Annotated in this window: 13 protein-coding genes; 3 read left to right on the top strand and 10 right to left on the bottom strand. The window is 40.9% G+C overall.

Annotated features, from left to right (window positions below; all coding sequences use genetic code 11):
- Positions 1 to 32: 32 nt before the first annotated feature.
- From accC to ED622_RS10500, 6 genes are all read right to left on the bottom strand, one after another.
- Entirely contained in the window at positions 33 to 1,376 is a 1,344-nt protein-coding gene (gene accC, locus ED622_RS10525) for an acetyl-CoA carboxylase biotin carboxylase subunit (protein WP_122033820.1), read from the bottom strand.
- Between the two features lie 11 nt (positions 1,377 to 1,387).
- Entirely contained in the window at positions 1,388 to 1,843 is a 456-nt protein-coding gene (accB, locus tag ED622_RS10520; protein WP_122033819.1) for an acetyl-CoA carboxylase biotin carboxyl carrier protein, read from the bottom strand.
- A gap of 31 nt (positions 1,844 to 1,874) precedes the next feature.
- Positions 1,875 to 2,324 carry a type II 3-dehydroquinate dehydratase gene (aroQ, locus tag ED622_RS10515; protein ID WP_122033818.1) on the bottom strand — a complete coding sequence of 150 codons (450 nt, stop codon included), beginning with the start codon at positions 2,322 to 2,324 and terminating at the stop codon, positions 1,875 to 1,877.
- 460 nt (positions 2,325 to 2,784) lie between these two features.
- Positions 2,785 to 4,734, bottom strand: coding sequence for an acetate--CoA ligase (acs, locus tag ED622_RS10510; RefSeq protein ID WP_122033817.1), 1,950 nt, complete (start codon positions 4,732 to 4,734; stop codon positions 2,785 to 2,787).
- A gap of 200 nt (positions 4,735 to 4,934) precedes the next feature.
- Positions 4,935 to 5,576: a 3'-5' exonuclease gene (locus ED622_RS10505; RefSeq protein WP_122033816.1), complete on the bottom strand. Its 642-nt coding sequence runs from the start codon at positions 5,574 to 5,576 to the stop codon at positions 4,935 to 4,937.
- A 3-nt stretch (positions 5,577 to 5,579) separates the two neighbouring features.
- Positions 5,580 to 7,412, bottom strand: coding sequence for a putative nucleotidyltransferase substrate binding domain-containing protein (locus tag ED622_RS10500; RefSeq protein WP_122033815.1), 1,833 nt, complete (start codon positions 7,410 to 7,412; stop codon positions 5,580 to 5,582).
- A 213-nt stretch (positions 7,413 to 7,625) separates the two neighbouring features.
- Between ED622_RS10500 and ED622_RS10495 the strand changes: the two genes are divergently transcribed.
- Both ED622_RS10495 and ED622_RS10490 read left to right on the top strand, forming a co-directional pair.
- On the top strand, positions 7,626 to 8,771 hold the full coding sequence (locus ED622_RS10495; protein ID WP_122033814.1) for a 3-phenylpropionate MFS transporter: 1,146 nt from the start codon (positions 7,626 to 7,628) through the stop codon (positions 8,769 to 8,771).
- A 128-nt stretch (positions 8,772 to 8,899) separates the two neighbouring features.
- Entirely contained in the window at positions 8,900 to 12,340 is a 3,441-nt protein-coding gene (locus tag ED622_RS10490) for a PAS domain-containing hybrid sensor histidine kinase/response regulator (protein ID WP_122033813.1), read from the top strand.
- 113 nt (positions 12,341 to 12,453) lie between these two features.
- Here ED622_RS10490 and ED622_RS10485 read toward each other — a convergent pair whose 3' ends face one another.
- The 4 genes from ED622_RS10485 to ED622_RS10470 all read right to left on the bottom strand — a co-directional run bounded on the left by ED622_RS10485 (position 12,454) and on the right by ED622_RS10470 (position 15,973).
- Positions 12,454 to 14,157: a sodium:solute symporter family protein gene (locus tag ED622_RS10485; RefSeq protein ID WP_122033812.1), complete on the bottom strand. Its 1,704-nt coding sequence runs from the start codon at positions 14,155 to 14,157 to the stop codon at positions 12,454 to 12,456.
- Between the two features lie 10 nt (positions 14,158 to 14,167).
- Entirely contained in the window at positions 14,168 to 14,434 is a 267-nt protein-coding gene (locus tag ED622_RS10480) for a DUF4212 domain-containing protein (RefSeq protein ID WP_122033811.1), read from the bottom strand.
- Between the two features lie 195 nt (positions 14,435 to 14,629).
- Positions 14,630 to 15,253 (bottom strand): MarC family protein, encoded by a 624-nt coding sequence (locus ED622_RS10475; protein WP_122033810.1) that lies wholly within the window; start codon positions 15,251 to 15,253, stop codon positions 14,630 to 14,632.
- Positions 15,254 to 15,343: 90 nt separating this feature from the next.
- Positions 15,344 to 15,973 (bottom strand): response regulator transcription factor, encoded by a 630-nt coding sequence (locus ED622_RS10470; protein ID WP_122033809.1) that lies wholly within the window; start codon positions 15,971 to 15,973, stop codon positions 15,344 to 15,346.
- A 224-nt stretch (positions 15,974 to 16,197) separates the two neighbouring features.
- Here ED622_RS10470 and ED622_RS10465 point away from each other — a divergent pair, with 224 nt between their 5' ends.
- Positions 16,198 to 16,962 carry a DeoR/GlpR family DNA-binding transcription regulator gene (locus ED622_RS10465; RefSeq protein ID WP_122033808.1) on the top strand — a complete coding sequence of 255 codons (765 nt, stop codon included), beginning with the start codon at positions 16,198 to 16,200 and terminating at the stop codon, positions 16,960 to 16,962.
- Positions 16,963 to 16,998: the final 36 nt, after the last annotated feature.

Genomic DNA, 16,998 nt, shown 5'->3' with positions numbered 1-16,998 from the left:
TTTCTTTAACTTAAAAGAATAAAATTAGCGTCTTATTGAAGACCTAATTTTTTCTCAAGATAATGAATATTAGCACCGCCGTGTTGGAAGTTTTCATCGTTCATGATTGATAGTTGAAGAGACGTATTTACGTTAATACCTTCAATAATCATTTCACTTAATGCGTTCTTCATACGAGCAATAGCAACATCACGGTTCTCACCGTAAGTAATTAGCTTACCGATCATTGAATCGTAGTGTGGTGGCACTGTATAGCCAGTATAGATGTGAGATTCCCAACGAACACCCATACCACCTGGAGCATGGAATCGCGTGATCTTACCTGGAGACGGTAAGAATTTAACTGGGTCTTCAGCATTAATACGACACTCAATAGAGTGGCCACGTAGCTTAATATCATCTTGGGTATAAGATAATGGTTGGCCAGCAGCAATACGCAGTTGCTCTTTTACTAAGTCGATACCCGTTACCATTTCAGTAATCGTGTGCTCAACTTGAATACGTGTATTCATCTCAATGAAGTAGAATTCGCCATTTTCATATAGGAATTCAAACGTACCTGCACCACGGTAACCAATTTCGATACACGCACGAGTACAACGATCACCGATGTATTTACGCATCTCTTCAGTGATACCAGGAGCCGGAGCTTCTTCAACCACTTTTTGGTGACGACGTTGCATAGAACAATCACGCTCACCAAGGTGAATAGCATTACCTTGGCCATCAGCAAGAATTTGAACTTCAATGTGACGAGGGTTTTCAAGGAATTTTTCCATGTAAACCATGTCGTTATTGAAACATGCTTTTGCTTCTGCACGAGTCATTGCAATTGCTTCAACAAGATCTTTTTCTGCACGAACAACACGCATACCACGACCACCGCCGCCACCAGAGGCTTTGATGATTACAGGGAAACCAATACGTTTTGCGTGAGCTTTGTTCTTAGCGGCATCATCATCTAATGGGCCGTCAGAACCAGGTACACAAGGTACGCCAGCTTTTTTCATTGAAGTGATTGCTGACACTTTGTCACCCATCATGCGGATAGTTTCCGCTTTTGGACCAACAAAGATAAAGCCAGAGCGTTCAACTTGTTCAGCGAAATCTGCATTTTCAGACAGGAAGCCATAACCAGGGTGAACCGCTACAGCGCCAGTAACTTCAGCTGCACTGATAATACGAGGGATATTTAAGTAGCTGTCGATACCACGAGCAGGACCAATACAAATCGTTTCATCAGCAAGTAGAACGTGTTTCAAGTCACGGTCAGCTGTAGAGTGTACAGCAACGGTTTTGATGCCAAGTTCTTTACATGCTCGCAAGATACGTAGTGCAATTTCACCACGGTTTGCGATAACTAATTTATCTAACATAGAGACCTCTATTATTCGATGATAACAAGAGGTTGATCAAACTCAACCGGGTTACCGTCTTCAACTAGAATCGCGGTAACAACACCAGATTTGTCTGCTTCAATTTGGTTCATCATTTTCATTGCTTCAACGATACATAATGTATCGCCAGCAGTTACTTGTTGGCCAACTTTAACAAATGGTTTTGCGTCAGGGCTTGAAGCGCCATAGAACGTACCAACCATTGGAGAGCAAACTTTATGACCAGCAACTTCAGCTGGTACTTCAGCAACAGGAGCTGCCGCAGGTGCTGCGATTGGAGCCGCTACAGGTGCAGGAGCTGCAACTGCTTGCATTGGTGCTAATTGAGCCATTGGTGCAACAGCACGGCTGATGCGTACTGATTCTTCACCTTCAGAGATCTCAAGTTCAGCAATGCCAGATTCTTCAACTAGTTCAATCAGTTTTTTAATTTTGCGGATATCCATTGTGTAATCTCTTCTGTTTTATATTCAGTGATTAATTTGAACGCAGACGTTTTGCTGCTGCATTCAAAGCAAATTCGTAGCCATCAGCGCCTAAACCACAAATCACACCAACCGCTTTATCTGAAAGATAAGAGTGATGGCGGAAAGGTTCGCGAGCATGGACATTTGATAAATGTACTTCAATAAAAGGAATATCAACCCCAAGCAATGCATCGCGTAAAGCGACACTAGTATGCGTAAACGCTGCTGGGTTGATGATAATGAAATCAATGTTTTGATAAGCATTATGAATTGCTTCAATCAACTCATATTCACGATTTGACTGTAAATGCTCAAGTTCAATATTCAATGCATTGGCTTGAATAGTTAGAGAATTAACAATTTGTTCTAAATTTTGATTGCCATAATGTGCAGGCTCTCGAAGACCTAATAAGTTTAGATTCGGGCCATTGAGAACTAAAATTCGTGATTGAGTCGACATTGTGATGCTAAATTCCTTGTTCTTGCGATTGAAGTAAAAAAAGCATAATTTTTATATTCGATCTAATGAGTTTTTGCAAATATTGGCTTACAAATACTCATAAAAAGCAATTATAGACAATATCACAGCAAATCGCAGCAAAATACTGGTCTTATCAGCTCTAAGTTCTCACTTTATGAGAAGAGAATAAAACATATTTTGACTCAAATGTGATAATAAGAAGCAAAGAGGGCAGTTAAGTTCCGTAATTTTACTTGTTAGTTAACAAATACTTTCTAATTTGTTGAGTAATTATACAGTTTTTAATTTTGTTTATTAGCAAGTTAATGAGGAAAGGGCTAACAGTTCTGTAAATTTGAGCTAGAAGTCACAAGAAAAAAGTCGCTATTATGGCTAATAGCGACTCAATACCTTGTTCAGAGTTTTTACTCTAGAGGTTGGTGTTGGTAAATAGATTCACTTAGGCAATTTTTCTTTGTTCTTCAATCAGTTTATCAACCACACTTGGATCGGCAAGAGTAGAGGTATCTCCTAGATTTGAAGTATCACCAGTGGCAATTTTACGAAGAATACGACGCATGATTTTTCCTGAACGTGTTTTTGGTAATGAGTCGGTCCAGTGTAGAAAATCAGGTGTAGCGATAGGGCCTATTTCTTTTTTAACCCAATCTTTTACTTCTTTATGCAGTTCTGCACTTGGTATTTCACCAGAGTTTAGTGTGATGTAGGCATAAATGGCTTGCCCTTTAATATCATGAGGAACGCCAACAATCGCGGCTTCTGCTATTTTATCAAAAGCGACTAAGGCTGACTCAACTTCAGCGGTTCCCATTCGGTGACCTGAGACATTTAATACGTCATCAACACGGCCAGTGATCCAATAATATCCATCTTCGTCACGTCGAGCGCCATCGCTGGTAAAATACATACCTTTAAAGGTTGAGAAGTAAGTTTGTTCAAAACGCTCATGATCACCGTAGATGGTGCGCATTTGCCCCGGCCAAGAATCAGTAATAACTAAATTACCATCGGCAGCACCTTCAATGAGGTTACCCATGTTATCAACCAGAGCAGGTTGAACGCCAAAGAATGGACGAGTTGCTGAACCTGGTTTTAATGCGGTTGCACCAGGTAGTGGAGATATTAATATTCCACCGGTCTCAGTTTGCCACCACGTATCAACGATTGGACAACGAGCATCACCAATAGTGTTGTAATACCACTCCCATGCTTCAGGGTTTATAGGTTCACCTACCGACCCCATCACTCGAAGAGAGCTTCTTGATGTACCTTCTATCGCTTCTTTACCGTGAGCCATTAATGCTCTGATTGCAGTAGGTGCAGTATAAAGAATATTTACGTTGTGTTTATCTACTACTTCACTCATGCGGTTGGTGCTTGGATAGTTAGGTACGCCTTCAAATAAAATGGTTTTTGCCCCATTCGCTAATGGACCATAAATCAGATAAGTGTGCCCAGTGATCCAACCAACATCGGCAGTACACCAGAATACTTCGCCTTCTTGGTAATCAAAAATATATTTGAAGGTCATTGCTGCATAAACAAGATAGCCGCCAGTGGTATGTAATACACCTTTTGGTTTTCCTGTTGAGCCAGAAGTATAAAGAATAAATAGAGGGTCTTCTGCATTCATCGCTTCAGGTTCACAATGTGAAGAAGCAATCGTGGTTGCTTCATGCCACCAAACATCACGACCTTCAGTCCATTCAATGTCATTACCTGTACGTTGGAACACAACAACTTTTTCAATCGTGGTAACTGCTGGGTTATTTAAAGCATCATCCACGTTACTTTTTAGTGGAACCGTGCGTCCGCCACGAACGCCTTCATCTGCCGTGATCACGATTTTTGCATCGGAATCAACAATTCGTCCTGCTAGTGCTTCAGGGGAGAAACCGCCAAAAACAACGGTATGGACCGCACCGATGCGGGTACAAGCAAGCATTGCGACTGCGGCTTCTGCCACCATTGGCATATAAATACAAACCACATCGCCTTTGCGTACCCCTTGGCTTTTTAGTGCATTTGAAAATTTACATACTTGTTCATGAAGTTCATTGAAGGTAATTGAGGCATCATCTTGAGGATCATCGCCTTCCCAGATAATAGCAACGTCGTCACCACGAGTAGCAAGGTGGCGATCAATACAGTTTGCTGAGACATTTAATTCGCCATCTTCAAACCATTTAATGTCTACATGACCAGTATCGAAAGAGGTGTTTTTTACTTTGGTATAAGGAGTCATCCAATCCACAATTTGTCCATGTTCACGCCAAAATCCTTCAGGATTAATCACGGATTGCTGATACATTTCACGGTATTTATCTTCATCGGCATGGGCATTGATTGCGATGTCTTGATTGACTGGGTATACGTGAATGTCACTCATGTTGTTTCTCCTTGTGAATACAGCAAATATCCAATTTATGACTGGATTTCATTGCAGCACCGTCATTGGCTCTGTTTTTTTATTGGTAGGGTTGATATTACTTTCGGTTAGAAATGGTTTTTCAACAATTAGACTTTAGTCAGAGAAAGAAGGGTTTACTGAATTTTTAGGGGAGTGAGTGTTGATTTTTGAGACGCAGATCAGTAACTGTGTGCATTTCTTATTTTAGGTAAATCAGGAAAATCCCCATGAGTTAAGCGAACATAGATTAGTGCGGCGGCAATGGCATCTTCCAATGCGTCATGGCGTTCGGCCTGCGGTAGGTCTAAATGTCTAGAAATGGCTTCAATGCTGAGGTCGTAATAGGCGTTTGGTAATAATCGCTCTAATTTATGATGATAGATATGACACACTTCAACGAGTGCATTGGGTAAAGGGTGAGCAAAGTGACGTAGGCAAGCGCGATCTAAAATCTTTTTATCATAGTGGATGTGATAGCCGACGATTGGTCGATTGCCAATAAATTGAATTAACTGATTGAGCGCTTCTTTTTCTGATAGGCCATAAATGAGATCTTGATGTCTAAGTTGATGAATTTTAATGGAATCAGAGTTCAAACTTTGTGGTGGTGTCAGCTTTAAATGGATTGTTTGGCTGGTTAATACTCGATTATGTTTAATTTTAATGGCCGCGATCGAAACCAATTCAGCATGATTAGGGTCAAGACTGGTGGTTTCACAATCAATAGAGACTAACTCATCACCAGAATAGGATGAAAAGAGAGGGTGGTGAGCATGATTTTGTAATTTATATCGCCACCATAATCGTTGCAGAATATTCATCGCTTAATCCCTTATTTGATAATGGTAACCAAGCCACTCTTTAAACTTTTTTACCACATGTAAGCTATGGCGCAGTAAGTCTCTTTCTGTTCTATCGAGTTGTTCAATATGAATATAATTGGAGACTCTATTTTGGCTTTCTTGCAGTTGATGACGAAGTCGCCATTTAAAAAATAATTTCAATGCTTCAGTTAAATTATCGGCGGTTGATGGCTCTAATACTCTGCGTGAACTTAATTCTTCAATACGTTGGAAGGTGTTGGTTTTTTCTAGTCCTTGCTCTAAAGAAAGGGCGCGAATGCCATGAACAATAGGGAAAATCCCTCCTTGTTTAATATCGATGCCTTCTTTTTTATTTTTGACGTTACCAAACAGGGTGAGTGGCACGGTGAATTGCAAGGCGGGTCGAGTAAAAAGACTCAACGCAAGTTCGTTGTCTTTTAATTTCTCACTGACGCTCTGTTTTAATGGAGAGAGTAAAGCTCGATTACCCGCAATGGCTTGGGCATCAGAAAATATGGCTAAATTCATCATATTATCGCCATTATGTTCAGTGCATATTTGATGAATATAATGCTGCCACCCCTGTTCTGTTTTTACCCAGTGGGGGTTACTGACCATTACGTTGCCTTTGCATAAAGGGTAGCCAAGTTGCAGTAATGTCTGGGTAAATTGTGTCATCAGCTCACCAACTTGATGCCATTCCAATCCGTTTTTAATGATTAAGGCATTATCTTGATCGGTTTTTAAAATTTGTTCCCCACGTCCTTCTGATCCCATAACCAGTAAACAGCAATGATCATGAAGGCTTTTTGGAATAGTTAACGTAAACGCCTTTTCAATGATCTGTTCATTAACGGTAGATATTAGCTCCATAATAAATCGTGTACGAATGCCATTATTTATTAAAGTATTAATGAGTTGGGTTTGACTATTGGCTGCTATTGCTAGCTCTTCAATGCTTTGTGAGCGGGCGATACGCAGAGCTAATACATGAGAATGAGTAGAAAAAAGACTCAATACCTGTGTCATATCGAGCATACCAATTAATTTTTTTTCCTCTAACACTGCAACTCTTTTTACGTGGTGGCGAGTCATAAGAGTCATGGCATTAAATAGATAGTCATGTTTTTGAATATATACGATTGGGTAGGTTGCTATTGGGCCGACAGGATGATTTTGTTCATGATCACCAAGTACCAACGCGTGTAATAAATCGGTACGAGTAATGATCCCGATGGGTAACGGATTTTCACTTTCTTTATGCCTTGGGTCATACTGATTTAATGCCACAAAAAGCGCATCAATATTATTTTCTTTAAGCAGGTGAGTGACTTGTTTTAATGAAGTATTCCAATCTACCGTAATTGATTTGTGAATCGTATCATCATCAACTTTTGTGAGAATAAATTCAGCCAAATTTTGTTGTTGATTTGCTTGGGCTAGAAGCGCTTTTCGTTTTGCTAAACTGCCATTGAAGTAAGCGGAGAAATCTGGATTCTCATGATAAATAGAGAGAAATAGTTCAGTAGGAATAAGGTGACATAAGGTGTCTTCAAGGGCGTGATAATTGTGTTTTACGCAGTGATCTAATTGAGAGCGAACATCAAAAATATCATCATGAGTATAATGAGCATAGATCTCCCCACTGTCATGAGATCGCTCTTCAACTACGCCTTTTATTATAATGTATAAGCTTTCTGAGGATTGCCCTTGATGCAAAATAATGTCATTTGAGCGGAAGTAAGCGATATCGACATGACGAGATAATTGTTCTTGTTGTGCAGCTGTCAGAATATTGAATGGGGCTATTGAGAAATTGAGTTCAGTTGGCATAACTCCATCCTTTAATCGACGATTTTTTCTATTCTCGCTAGAAATGAACTAAGAATGAAGACGACTTTAGTCTAGAGTTTTCATAAAAGGTGTGAAATTTGAAGGCGAAGTCACATTTTAAAAGGTGCACTTTTCTTCTCTTTTGTTTTCCCTTTTTATAAACAAATACAATGCCATAATGAGCGTCTCTTTTTATTCCCTTTGGACATTGTCATGTTTCGCGTTTCTCCTTTTGCTTGGATCTCTCAATACTTTGGTGGGTTCTTTTTCGCCTATGGTGTCTATTTACCATTTTGGGCGCTGTGGTTTGAAGACCAAGGCGTATCTGCTGGAGATATCGGTGTCTTAATTGGTTTAGGTTTTGCGACGCGTTGTGTAGCGAACTTGGTAATAACTCCTCGTTTGCATAAGGTTGAATACTTAATTCCCGCGTTACGAATTCTTACTTTCGCCTCGTTAATTGCACTTGGTCTGTTTTTAATTAATGGGGGAAGTTTCTGGTGGATGGCATTTGTCACGGTGCTCTTTAATTTATCCTGTGGTCCTGCAGTTCCATTGTCTGATGCGATGACAAACTATTACGCGAAGAATAATTTATTAGATTATGGTCGAACTCGTTTATGGGGTTCGGTGAGTTTTATTGCCGGCTCTACGGTGGTGGGTTATTTAGTGTCAGGCTTTGGCACCGATATGATCGTGTATACCGCGATTGCTGGGATATTAGCGGCACTGTTTTTAGTGATGCGAAACCCTAACCCAATGCCAGTATCGGTTTCTGAAGAAGATCAAACTCGTCCACCATTGCTTGCATTATTAACAGAAGCACCAGTATTAAAATTCATTATTTTGGTTTCTTTAATTCAAGGCAGTCACGCAGCGTATTACAGTTTTAGTTCTATCTACTGGAAAGAGTCGGGCTATCAAGAAAGTACCATTGGTTACCTATGGAGTTTAGGGGTTGTTGCTGAGGTCATGGTATTTGCTTTCAGTAAAAAACTGTTTGCAGGATGGAAAATATCAACACTATTTAAAGTTGCGGCTGTTGGGGTCATGGTCCGTTGGGGGTTAACCGCAGCAACGACAGAACTGTTTGCTTTAGTGCTCGTTCAGGCTTTACATGGTGTGACTTTTGCGATGGCGCACCTAGCGGCAATTCAATATATTCAGCGATTCCCTCAAAATAAAATGATCCCTCTGCAAGCCTTATATAATGCGATTCCTTTAGGTGCATTTATTGCACTAATGACGACATTAAGTGGTTGGGGTTATGAAGCATGGGGAGCGAATATTTTCTGGTTCATGGCTGTGATGGGAGCCTTTGCTCTGCTGATTAAATTGGATAAAGTGAAAGATAAATAGGTCTTAATCACATTTGTTAGCTTGAGTAAAAAACAAGCGACAATATAACGCTAGAATGGTGCTACAGAGTATTTGTACCCTTCTAGCGTTTTTTTAGGGCACTAGAATGGTATCACCAAGGATGAGTGATGACACAAGGATGGATAGTAGTGCCAGTGTCGCTGGCATATTTAGGATTATTATTTTTAATTGCCTGGTATGGCGATAGGCAAAAAGGGTGGTTAGCTCAGTATCGCCCGTGGATTTATAGTCTTTCTATTGCAGTCTACTGTACGTCATGGACCTTTTATGGCACCGTAGGCCAAGCCACCAGTAACCCGTGGTCTTTCCTTCCCATTTATCTTGCTCCCATTTTTGTGTTTGTATTTGCATGGCGTTTTTTAGCCAGAATTATCTTGATTGCAAAGCGAGAGCATATCACCTCTATTGCTGATTTTATCGCGGCTCGATATGGAAAATCTCAAGGTTTAGCTGGTGTTATTACGATTATCGCGGTGGTTGGGATACTTCCTTATATTGCATTGCAATTAAGAGGGATCACGATGGGACTCGATCTTGTCGCTCCTAATTTGGCTCTGGATTTAGGCTATCAAGATGGGCATATATCTTGGTTTGTTGGTGGTGCCCTTGCGGTATTTACGATTCTTTTTGGTACTCGACACATTGATACCACAGAACATCACCGTGGCTTGATGATGGCGGTCGCGTTTGAATCGATAGTGAAATTGGTCGCTTTTCTTGCGGTCGGAGGTTTCATTCTTTATTTAGCGTATTCTGATAGTAATGTTGATTTAATTTCAATTGCCAAAGAAACTTACCAATCCCCAAATATCATTACGCTTTTGTTTCATACGATCTTAACGATGGCGGCGATAATCTGTTTACCGCGCCAATTTCATACTACGGTAGTGGAGAATGAACAGGCGCAAGATCTACGCACGGCGCGTTGGGTATTTCCACTCTACTTGTTTTTGATTGGTCTATTTGTACTGCCTATCTCGTGGGCGGGACAAGCTCTGCTCTCTGGTGAGGTTAGTGATAGTTTTGTTATTAGCGTGCCGCTATCGGTAGGTGCTGAGAATATGGCATTACTGGCTTTTGTTGGTGGAACCTCAGCAGCCAGCGGCATGGTTATCGTATCTACTATCGCACTTGCCATTATGGTATCGAATGATTTAGTTCTGCCTTTATTATTGCGTCGAGTCAAAACCACAGGACGCTCATTTGGGCACTTTTCAAACTTATTAGTCACTATTCGACGCGTACTCATTCTCTTATTGTTATTAGCCGCGTGGGGATTTTATCAAGCGCTTGATTCAATTGATTCACTGTCGGTCATTGGTTTATTAGCTTTTGCGGCGATAGCCCAATTTGCACCGGCGTTAATTGGTGGATTGTATTGGCGAAATGCCAATAAGAAAGGAGTATATGCAGGCTTAATGATTGGTTTTTTAATGTGGTTAATCACGTTAATGAGCCAGACTCAGATACTCGCAGGCAGTGCCGAAAATAATCTTTTGTTATGGATTATTACGCCGCCGCAGTGGTTGCAAACGCTTGAGGTGCAGACCTCGGATTGGGGTATGATGCTCAGTTTAGGACTTAATACCCTATTATTTATTTTTGTATCATCAATCACTCGAGCATCGTTAAGTGAGCGCTTACAAGCGGCCTCTTTTGTTGGAGCCCCTTTACCTGAAAATGAAGATGTTAGTGTTTATCAAACTCGAGTGACGGTTGGTGAATTGGAAATGTTGGCTTCGCGATTTGTAGGTCGCCGCCGAGCTCAAAAAGCCTTTCGCCAGTTCTCTCAACAGCATGATGAATCCTTATTGCCACAACAACAAGCGAGCTCTGCGTTGATCCGTCATACTGAGCGAGTATTGGCCGGAGTCTTTGGCGCATCTTCTTCGCGTTTAGTTCTTACTTCAGCATTGCAAGGCAGAAATATGCAATTGGAAGAGGTCGCAACAATCGTTGATGAAGCCTCTGAGTTGTATGATTTTAGCCGTGGTTTATTGCAAGGGGCAATTGAGCACATTAGCCAAGGAATTGCAGTAGTTGATAAGCAGATGAAGTTGGTTGCATGGAATCAACGCTATTTGGAATTATTCACCTTCCCACCAGGGTTAATTCAAGTAGGAAGACCCATTGCAGATGTTATCCGACACAACGCAGAGCAAGGTCTTTGTGGGCCCGGAGATCCTGAAGTGCATGTTAAGCGACGGGTTGAGCATTTAGAACGTGGGACCCGACACGTGTCTTCTCGAATTCGAGCGGATGGACAGGTTATTGAAGTACAGGGTAACCCGATGCCTAATGGTGGATTTGTGATGAGTTTTACAGATATCACCGTTTTTAGACAAGCAGAAAAAGCACTTAAAGAAACCAATGAGAGCTTGGAGTTTCGAGTTCATGAGCGAACCAAAGAGTTAGAAAAATTAAATCAGCGATTAGTTAGCGCCACCCAAAGTGCAGAATTGGCTTCTCAATCAAAAAGTCGGCTACTCGCCGCCGTTAGTCATGATTTAATGCAACCTTTAAATGCAGCGCGTTTGTTTGCGTCTTCATTGAGTGAAGTAGCAAAAGAAGCAGAAACCAAAAAAATATCCGGTCACATTGAGAGTGCTTTAGGTGCAGCAGAAGAGCTGATTGGTGACTTATTAGATATCTCTCGTCTAGAAGCTGGTAAGTTAGAGACACATGTTCAAGGCTTTTCATTGAGCAGTTTGTTTTCAAATTTAGAAGCGGAATTTGGTGCTTTAGCAAAACAACAAGGCATCGAGTTCTCTGTTATTCATTCGAATGTGATCGTTGAATCTGATCCAAAATTACTGCGTCGAGTGGTGCAAAATTTTCTAACCAATGCATTTAGATATAATCCACAAGGTAAAGTAGTTCTTGGTGCGAGAAGAGTTGAAGGCAAGATCCGTGTGGACGTATGGGACAGCGGTATTGGTATTCCGGAAGAGAAACAACAGGCTATTTTTGATGAGTTTACCCGTGTTGATCAAAATCGAGCAGATCAAGGATTAGGGTTGGGACTTGCTATTGCTCGCGGTATTTCTCATGTGCTTGGTCATACGATTTCATTACGTTCATGGCTTAATCAAGGCTCGGTATTTTCCGTTACGCTTGATAGAGGTGTACTGCTTGAGAGCAATGAGCCTACGGTAGAGCAAAAGCCTGAATTGCCATTAAGTTTCGTTCGCGTGTTATGCGTGGATAATGAACCAGACATTCTTATCGGTATGGAATCATTGGTGTCTCGTTGGGGTTGTGAAGTGAAAACGGCAACAGATTTAATGAGCAGTTTACAGTGTTTGGAAGAAGGCTGGACTCCGGATGTTATCTTTTCAGATTATCGCTTGGATAACGACAGAACAGGGCTGGAGGTATTACAACAATGCCGTTTACGTTTAGGGAATACGTTTGAAGGAGTGATGATCAGTGCCGACAAAACCGATGATTTATTGGCAAGTATTAAAAGCAATGGCTTTGGATTTATAGCAAAACCAGTTAAGCCGTTAAAGCTTAGGGCGGTATTAAATCGGCATGTAAAAGCGTAAATAATTAGGTTTAATCCAGTGTAGATAAAAAGGGAGTTAGCATTCACTAACTCCCTTTTTCTAGCCTAGATTATTAATCAATATCTGACGTTATCTATTTAATTAATAAGATATTAATGATCGTGAGCTTCACCTGCCCCTTTAGGGTAACGAATAGACTCAACCAGATCTTGCACATCTTGTGGTACTTCAGCGGTTACTTTATTCACTACAATCGAGACAATGAAGTTCAGACACATACCTAGCGTACCGATCCCTTCAGGGCTGATACCAAACCACCAGTTATCAGGTGTGCTTGCTGCAGGGTTAATGAATTTAAAGTAAACGATATAAGCGGTAGTGAATGCGACACCTGAAACCATACCTGCAATCGCCCCTTCTTTATTCATCTTCTTATAGAAAATACCTAAGATAATCGCAGGGAAGAAGGATGCGGCGGCTAAACCGAAGGAGAACGCAACCACCTGTGCAACAAAGCCTGGCGGATTAATCCCTAAGTAACCAGCACCAACGATGGCAACAACGGCGGCAAGTCGGGCGGCGAGCAACTCCTGTTTATCTGTCATATTTGGCTTAAAGCCTTTTTTCAATAAATCATGAGAGATAGAGGTCGATATTACCAGTAGTAGACCAGCAGCCGTTGATAATGCAGCAGCTAAGCCACCTGCAGCCAACAATGCCACAACCCAGTTTGGTAAATTTGCTAGTTCAGGTGATGCTAGAACGATGATATCTCGGTTGATGTCCATTTCATTACGTTCATCACCAGAATAGAACATTTTGCCATCACCGTTTTTATCTTCCCAACCGACTAGGCCAGTGTCTTCCCAGTTTTTATACCAGCTTGGAGCATCAGCAGCGGCAACCCCTTGGCTATCTGGACCATTAATGGTTTCAATCATATTTACACGAGCAAATGCGGCTACCGCAGGTGCAGTTGTGTATAGGAATGAGATAAATAGTAATGCCCAACCAGCAGAGATACGTGCGTCTTTAACACGAGGTACAGTGAAAAAACGAATGATTACATGAGGGAGACCCGCAGTACCTACCATAAGAGCCGCACAGATAAAGAAGACATCAACCATGCTCTTAGAGCCGTCAGTATATGGCGTAAAGCCAAGTTCAGTGGTTAATCCATCCAACTTATCTAATAAGTAGACTTCTGAACCAGTAACGGTTGAGCCCATACCTATTTGAGGGAATACATTACCAGTCATCATGATTGAGGTGAAAACCGCAGGAACAAGGAAGGCGAAAATGAGGACACAGAATTGAGCAACCTGCGTATAAGTGATGCCTTTCATGCCACCTAGTACCGCATAGAAAAATACGATACCCATACCAATGATGATACCGATATTAATATCAACTTCTAGGAATCGAGAGAATACAACGCCCACACCACGCATTTGTCCTGCCACATAAGTGAAAGAGACAAAGATGGCACAGAAAACCGCCACCATACGAGCAGTTCGAGAATAGTAACGCTCACCGATAAAATCTGGCACGGTGAACTTACCAAATTTACGTAGATAAGGCGCAAGACAAAGCGCTAATAACACATAGCCGCCGGTCCAACCCATAAGATATACAGCGCCATCATAACCAACAAAGGAAATGATACCCGCCATTGAAATAAACGATGCTGCCGACATCCAGTCAGCGGCTGTTGCCATGCCATTGGCAATAGGGTGAACGCCCCCGCCCGCGACATAGAATTCACTGGTTGATCCAGCGCGAGCCCATATCGCAATACCGATATAAAGGGTAAAAGTGATACCTACTAATATAAACGTCCAAGTTTGGATATCCATGCTAATTCCTCTAGTCTTCTTGTACGTTGTATTTTTTATCTAGTGCATTCATGCGTGCAACGTAGATAAAGATCAGTGCCACAAAGGTATAAATTGAACCTTGTTGTGCAAACCAGAACCCCAATTTGAATCCTCCAAATTGAAATGCATTAAGTGCATCAACAAATAATATCCCTGCGCCATATGAGACTAAGAACCAGATCGTGAGCAGTCCGCCCATGATCCCTAGATTTTCCTTCCAATAGGCTTGTGCTTGTTCTTTTGTTTCGAACGCCATAGCCAGCTCCTTTTTAATGTTAAAAATATGTAACCAAAAAGAGATTAGCAGTGAGAAGAGAAGAAAACAGTGCAACTTTAGTCGAGCAGATAAAGAAAAACGCCCAAAATATGAGCGTTTTATGTGAAGTGGATAGCTTTTTTATTATGTTGATATTATGTTAATTAATACCAAGGTCTAAGACTTTATAAAGGACTAAAAGTAAAAGTTCTTAATCCCAAGAAGTAAATTATTGACAGCAACCGCCGCTAGAATTAACCCCATCACGCGGCTAATAATAGCAGCACCGACGTTACCAATTATCTTATGGATAAATGTTGCGCCAAGTAATAAGCATAACGTAATGACGAGAACCACAATCATTACTGCAGCGGTAATTGATTGATCTAAAAAAGAATAACGAGAATTATCTGTCAGCATAACAATAGCCATCATGGCACCAGGCGATGCAATTGACGGAATAGCTAAAGGATAAACGGCTAAATCAGCCAGGTCTGAATGACTTAGCTCTTCACTCATTTTCTGTTCTTGGTCTGGCTTGCTCTCACCAAAAATCATAGTAAGAGCAAAGATTAACAGAACTAATCCACCAGCGACTTGAAAGGCTGGTAGAGGAATTTGCATGGCTTCTAAGAGGAGTTGCCCAATAACAAGGAAAAATAAAAGTACAGCAGTCGCGATCGCAACGGCTTTAAGTGCCACTACTTTACGCTGCTTGGCGGTTAGGTGCTGAGTTTGTGAAAGATAGACAGGAACGGATCCAATAGGATCAATGACAGCCCAAAGAACAACAAATTGAGTGATGAGGATACTTATCATGGGTTCTCCCAGAGGTTAGGTTACGCAGAGGGATTAAAATAATGAGTGGGTAACCTAACTGATTTTAACGGCTAGAGTGTTATATCAAGGTTAACTTTCCGTTTGTTGCAACAAAATAACCGCTTGAGTACGATTTTTAACGCCCAATTTTCTAAATATTGCCGTCATGTGCGCTTTTATCGTGGCTTCTGATACTTCTAAATCATAGGCGATTTGTTTATTGAGTAAGCCGTCAGATAGCATGCCAAGCACCTTATATTGCTGAGGGGTAAGGGCTGCTATTTTTGTCGCTAAATCATCACAAGCTGCTGAGTTTTTTATTGAGCCTTCAGGAAAATATGAATCACCAGCAAGAATTTGGTTTAAGGCGGTAATGAGTGATTTCATGTCACTGGATTTAGGAATAAAACCGAAAGCGCCATGGCTTTTGACTTGAGAAACAATACTGGCTTCTTCACTGGCCGAGACAACAACAATAGGCAGATCTGGATATTGAGAGCGAAGCTGTATTAATCCAGACATTCCGTTACTGCCGGGCATTTTTAAATCCAATAGGAGTAAATCAGGATCAGGCTCTTTGTTTAATACCGCGAATAAGCCTTCAAGAGAATCCGCTTCAAGTAAATTAGCCCCACTGATCGCCATATGAATAGATTGAAAAAGTGCATTGCGAAATAAGGGATGGTCATCCGCAATAATAATAGTGTAGTTGTCGTCCATAGCTACAAAATTCCTTATAAGTTATAAAGCAAAATTAACATCTTACTTTCTCTTGAGCAATTTTTAGGCGCTAAAGTCTGCGCTGCCTCTCTTACTTATTAGTGGTTTGCAGGAAAATAATGATATTGAGGATCTTATTATTTAAAACGAATTAACTTCTTGCTATAGACAATCGAATGAAACGAAACTAAACTTCTTTCAAATCGAAACTTATTGAGTTTGTTATGTCAAAAAGAAACACTAAACAACGCCGCCATATGATCCTTTCTCTATTAACGGAGCAAGGTGAGGTGAGTGTTGAATCTCTCTCTGATTTGTTTGATATATCAGAAGTTACCATCAGAAAAGACCTAACAGAATTAGAAAAAAATGGGTTACTGATGCGTAAATATGGCGGCGCAGTTTTAATGCCATCAAATATCATTCAAGAAGATAGCTGTGAAGAAGTTTCGAAACGAAAGTTATCTATTGCTACTGCCGCCGTTGAACTGATTAAAGATCATAATCGGATCATTATTGATAGTGGCAGTACAACAGCAGCATTAATTAATCAATTATCGAAACGAAATGGCTTAGTTGTAATGACCAACTCATTACCTGTTGCTAATGCACTGCAAGAAATTGAAAACGAACCAACGTTATTGATGACAGGTGGAACATGGGACAGTCACTCTGATTCATTTCAAGGTCAAGTGGCCGAATCGGTTTTAAGATCCTATGATTTTGATCAGCTGTTCATTGGTGCTGATGGGATTGATTTGGAACGCGGAACAACCACATTTAATGAATTAGTGGGTTTAAGCCGCGTGATGTCTGAAGTGGCTCGTGAAGTTATTTTAATGGTGGAATCTGAAAAAATTGGTCGAAAAATCCCTAACGTTGAATTGCCATGGGACAGCATTGATGTGTTGATCACCAATAATGATTTAAGCCAAGAACAACAACAGAAAATTGAATCACATAATGTACGAGTCATCAGAGCTCAGTGATTTAATTTATACGATACCGCTGACATTTTTGCTGCC

Source organism: Aliivibrio sp. EL58 (assembly GCF_900312675.1).
Classification (GTDB): domain Bacteria; phylum Pseudomonadota; class Gammaproteobacteria; order Enterobacterales; family Vibrionaceae; genus Aliivibrio.
The sequence above is the reverse complement of the archived record's forward strand: the minus strand, read 5'-3'. Positions and strand labels throughout refer to the sequence as shown.

Excerpts from the sequence above, each read along its gene's own strand:
- ED622_RS10500 (WP_122033815.1), bottom strand. The coding sequence starts at position 7,412 with ATGCCAACTGAACTCAATTTCTCAATAGCCCCATTCAATATTCTGACA.
- acs (WP_122033817.1), bottom strand. The coding sequence starts at position 4,734 with ATGAGTGACATTCACGTATACCCAGTCAATCAAGACATCGCAATCAAT.
- ED622_RS10485 (WP_122033812.1), bottom strand. The coding sequence starts at position 14,157 with ATGGATATCCAAACTTGGACGTTTATATTAGTAGGTATCACTTTTACC.
- accB (WP_122033819.1), bottom strand. The coding sequence starts at position 1,843 with ATGGATATCCGCAAAATTAAAAAACTGATTGAACTAGTTGAAGAATCT.
- ED622_RS10465 (WP_122033808.1), top strand. The coding sequence starts at position 16,198 with ATGTCAAAAAGAAACACTAAACAACGCCGCCATATGATCCTTTCTCTA.
- ED622_RS10470 (WP_122033809.1), bottom strand. The coding sequence starts at position 15,973 with ATGGACGACAACTACACTATTATTATTGCGGATGACCATCCCTTATTT.
- ED622_RS10480 (WP_122033811.1), bottom strand. The coding sequence starts at position 14,434 with ATGGCGTTCGAAACAAAAGAACAAGCACAAGCCTATTGGAAGGAAAAT.
- aroQ (WP_122033818.1), bottom strand. The coding sequence starts at position 2,324 with ATGTCGACTCAATCACGAATTTTAGTTCTCAATGGCCCGAATCTAAAC.
- ED622_RS10505 (WP_122033816.1), bottom strand. The coding sequence starts at position 5,576 with ATGAATATTCTGCAACGATTATGGTGGCGATATAAATTACAAAATCAT.
- ED622_RS10475 (WP_122033810.1), bottom strand. The coding sequence starts at position 15,253 with ATGATAAGTATCCTCATCACTCAATTTGTTGTTCTTTGGGCTGTCATT.
- accC (WP_122033820.1), bottom strand. The coding sequence starts at position 1,376 with ATGTTAGATAAATTAGTTATCGCAAACCGTGGTGAAATTGCACTACGT.
- ED622_RS10495 (WP_122033814.1), top strand. The coding sequence starts at position 7,626 with ATGTTTCGCGTTTCTCCTTTTGCTTGGATCTCTCAATACTTTGGTGGG.
- ED622_RS10490 (WP_122033813.1), top strand. The coding sequence starts at position 8,900 with ATGACACAAGGATGGATAGTAGTGCCAGTGTCGCTGGCATATTTAGGA.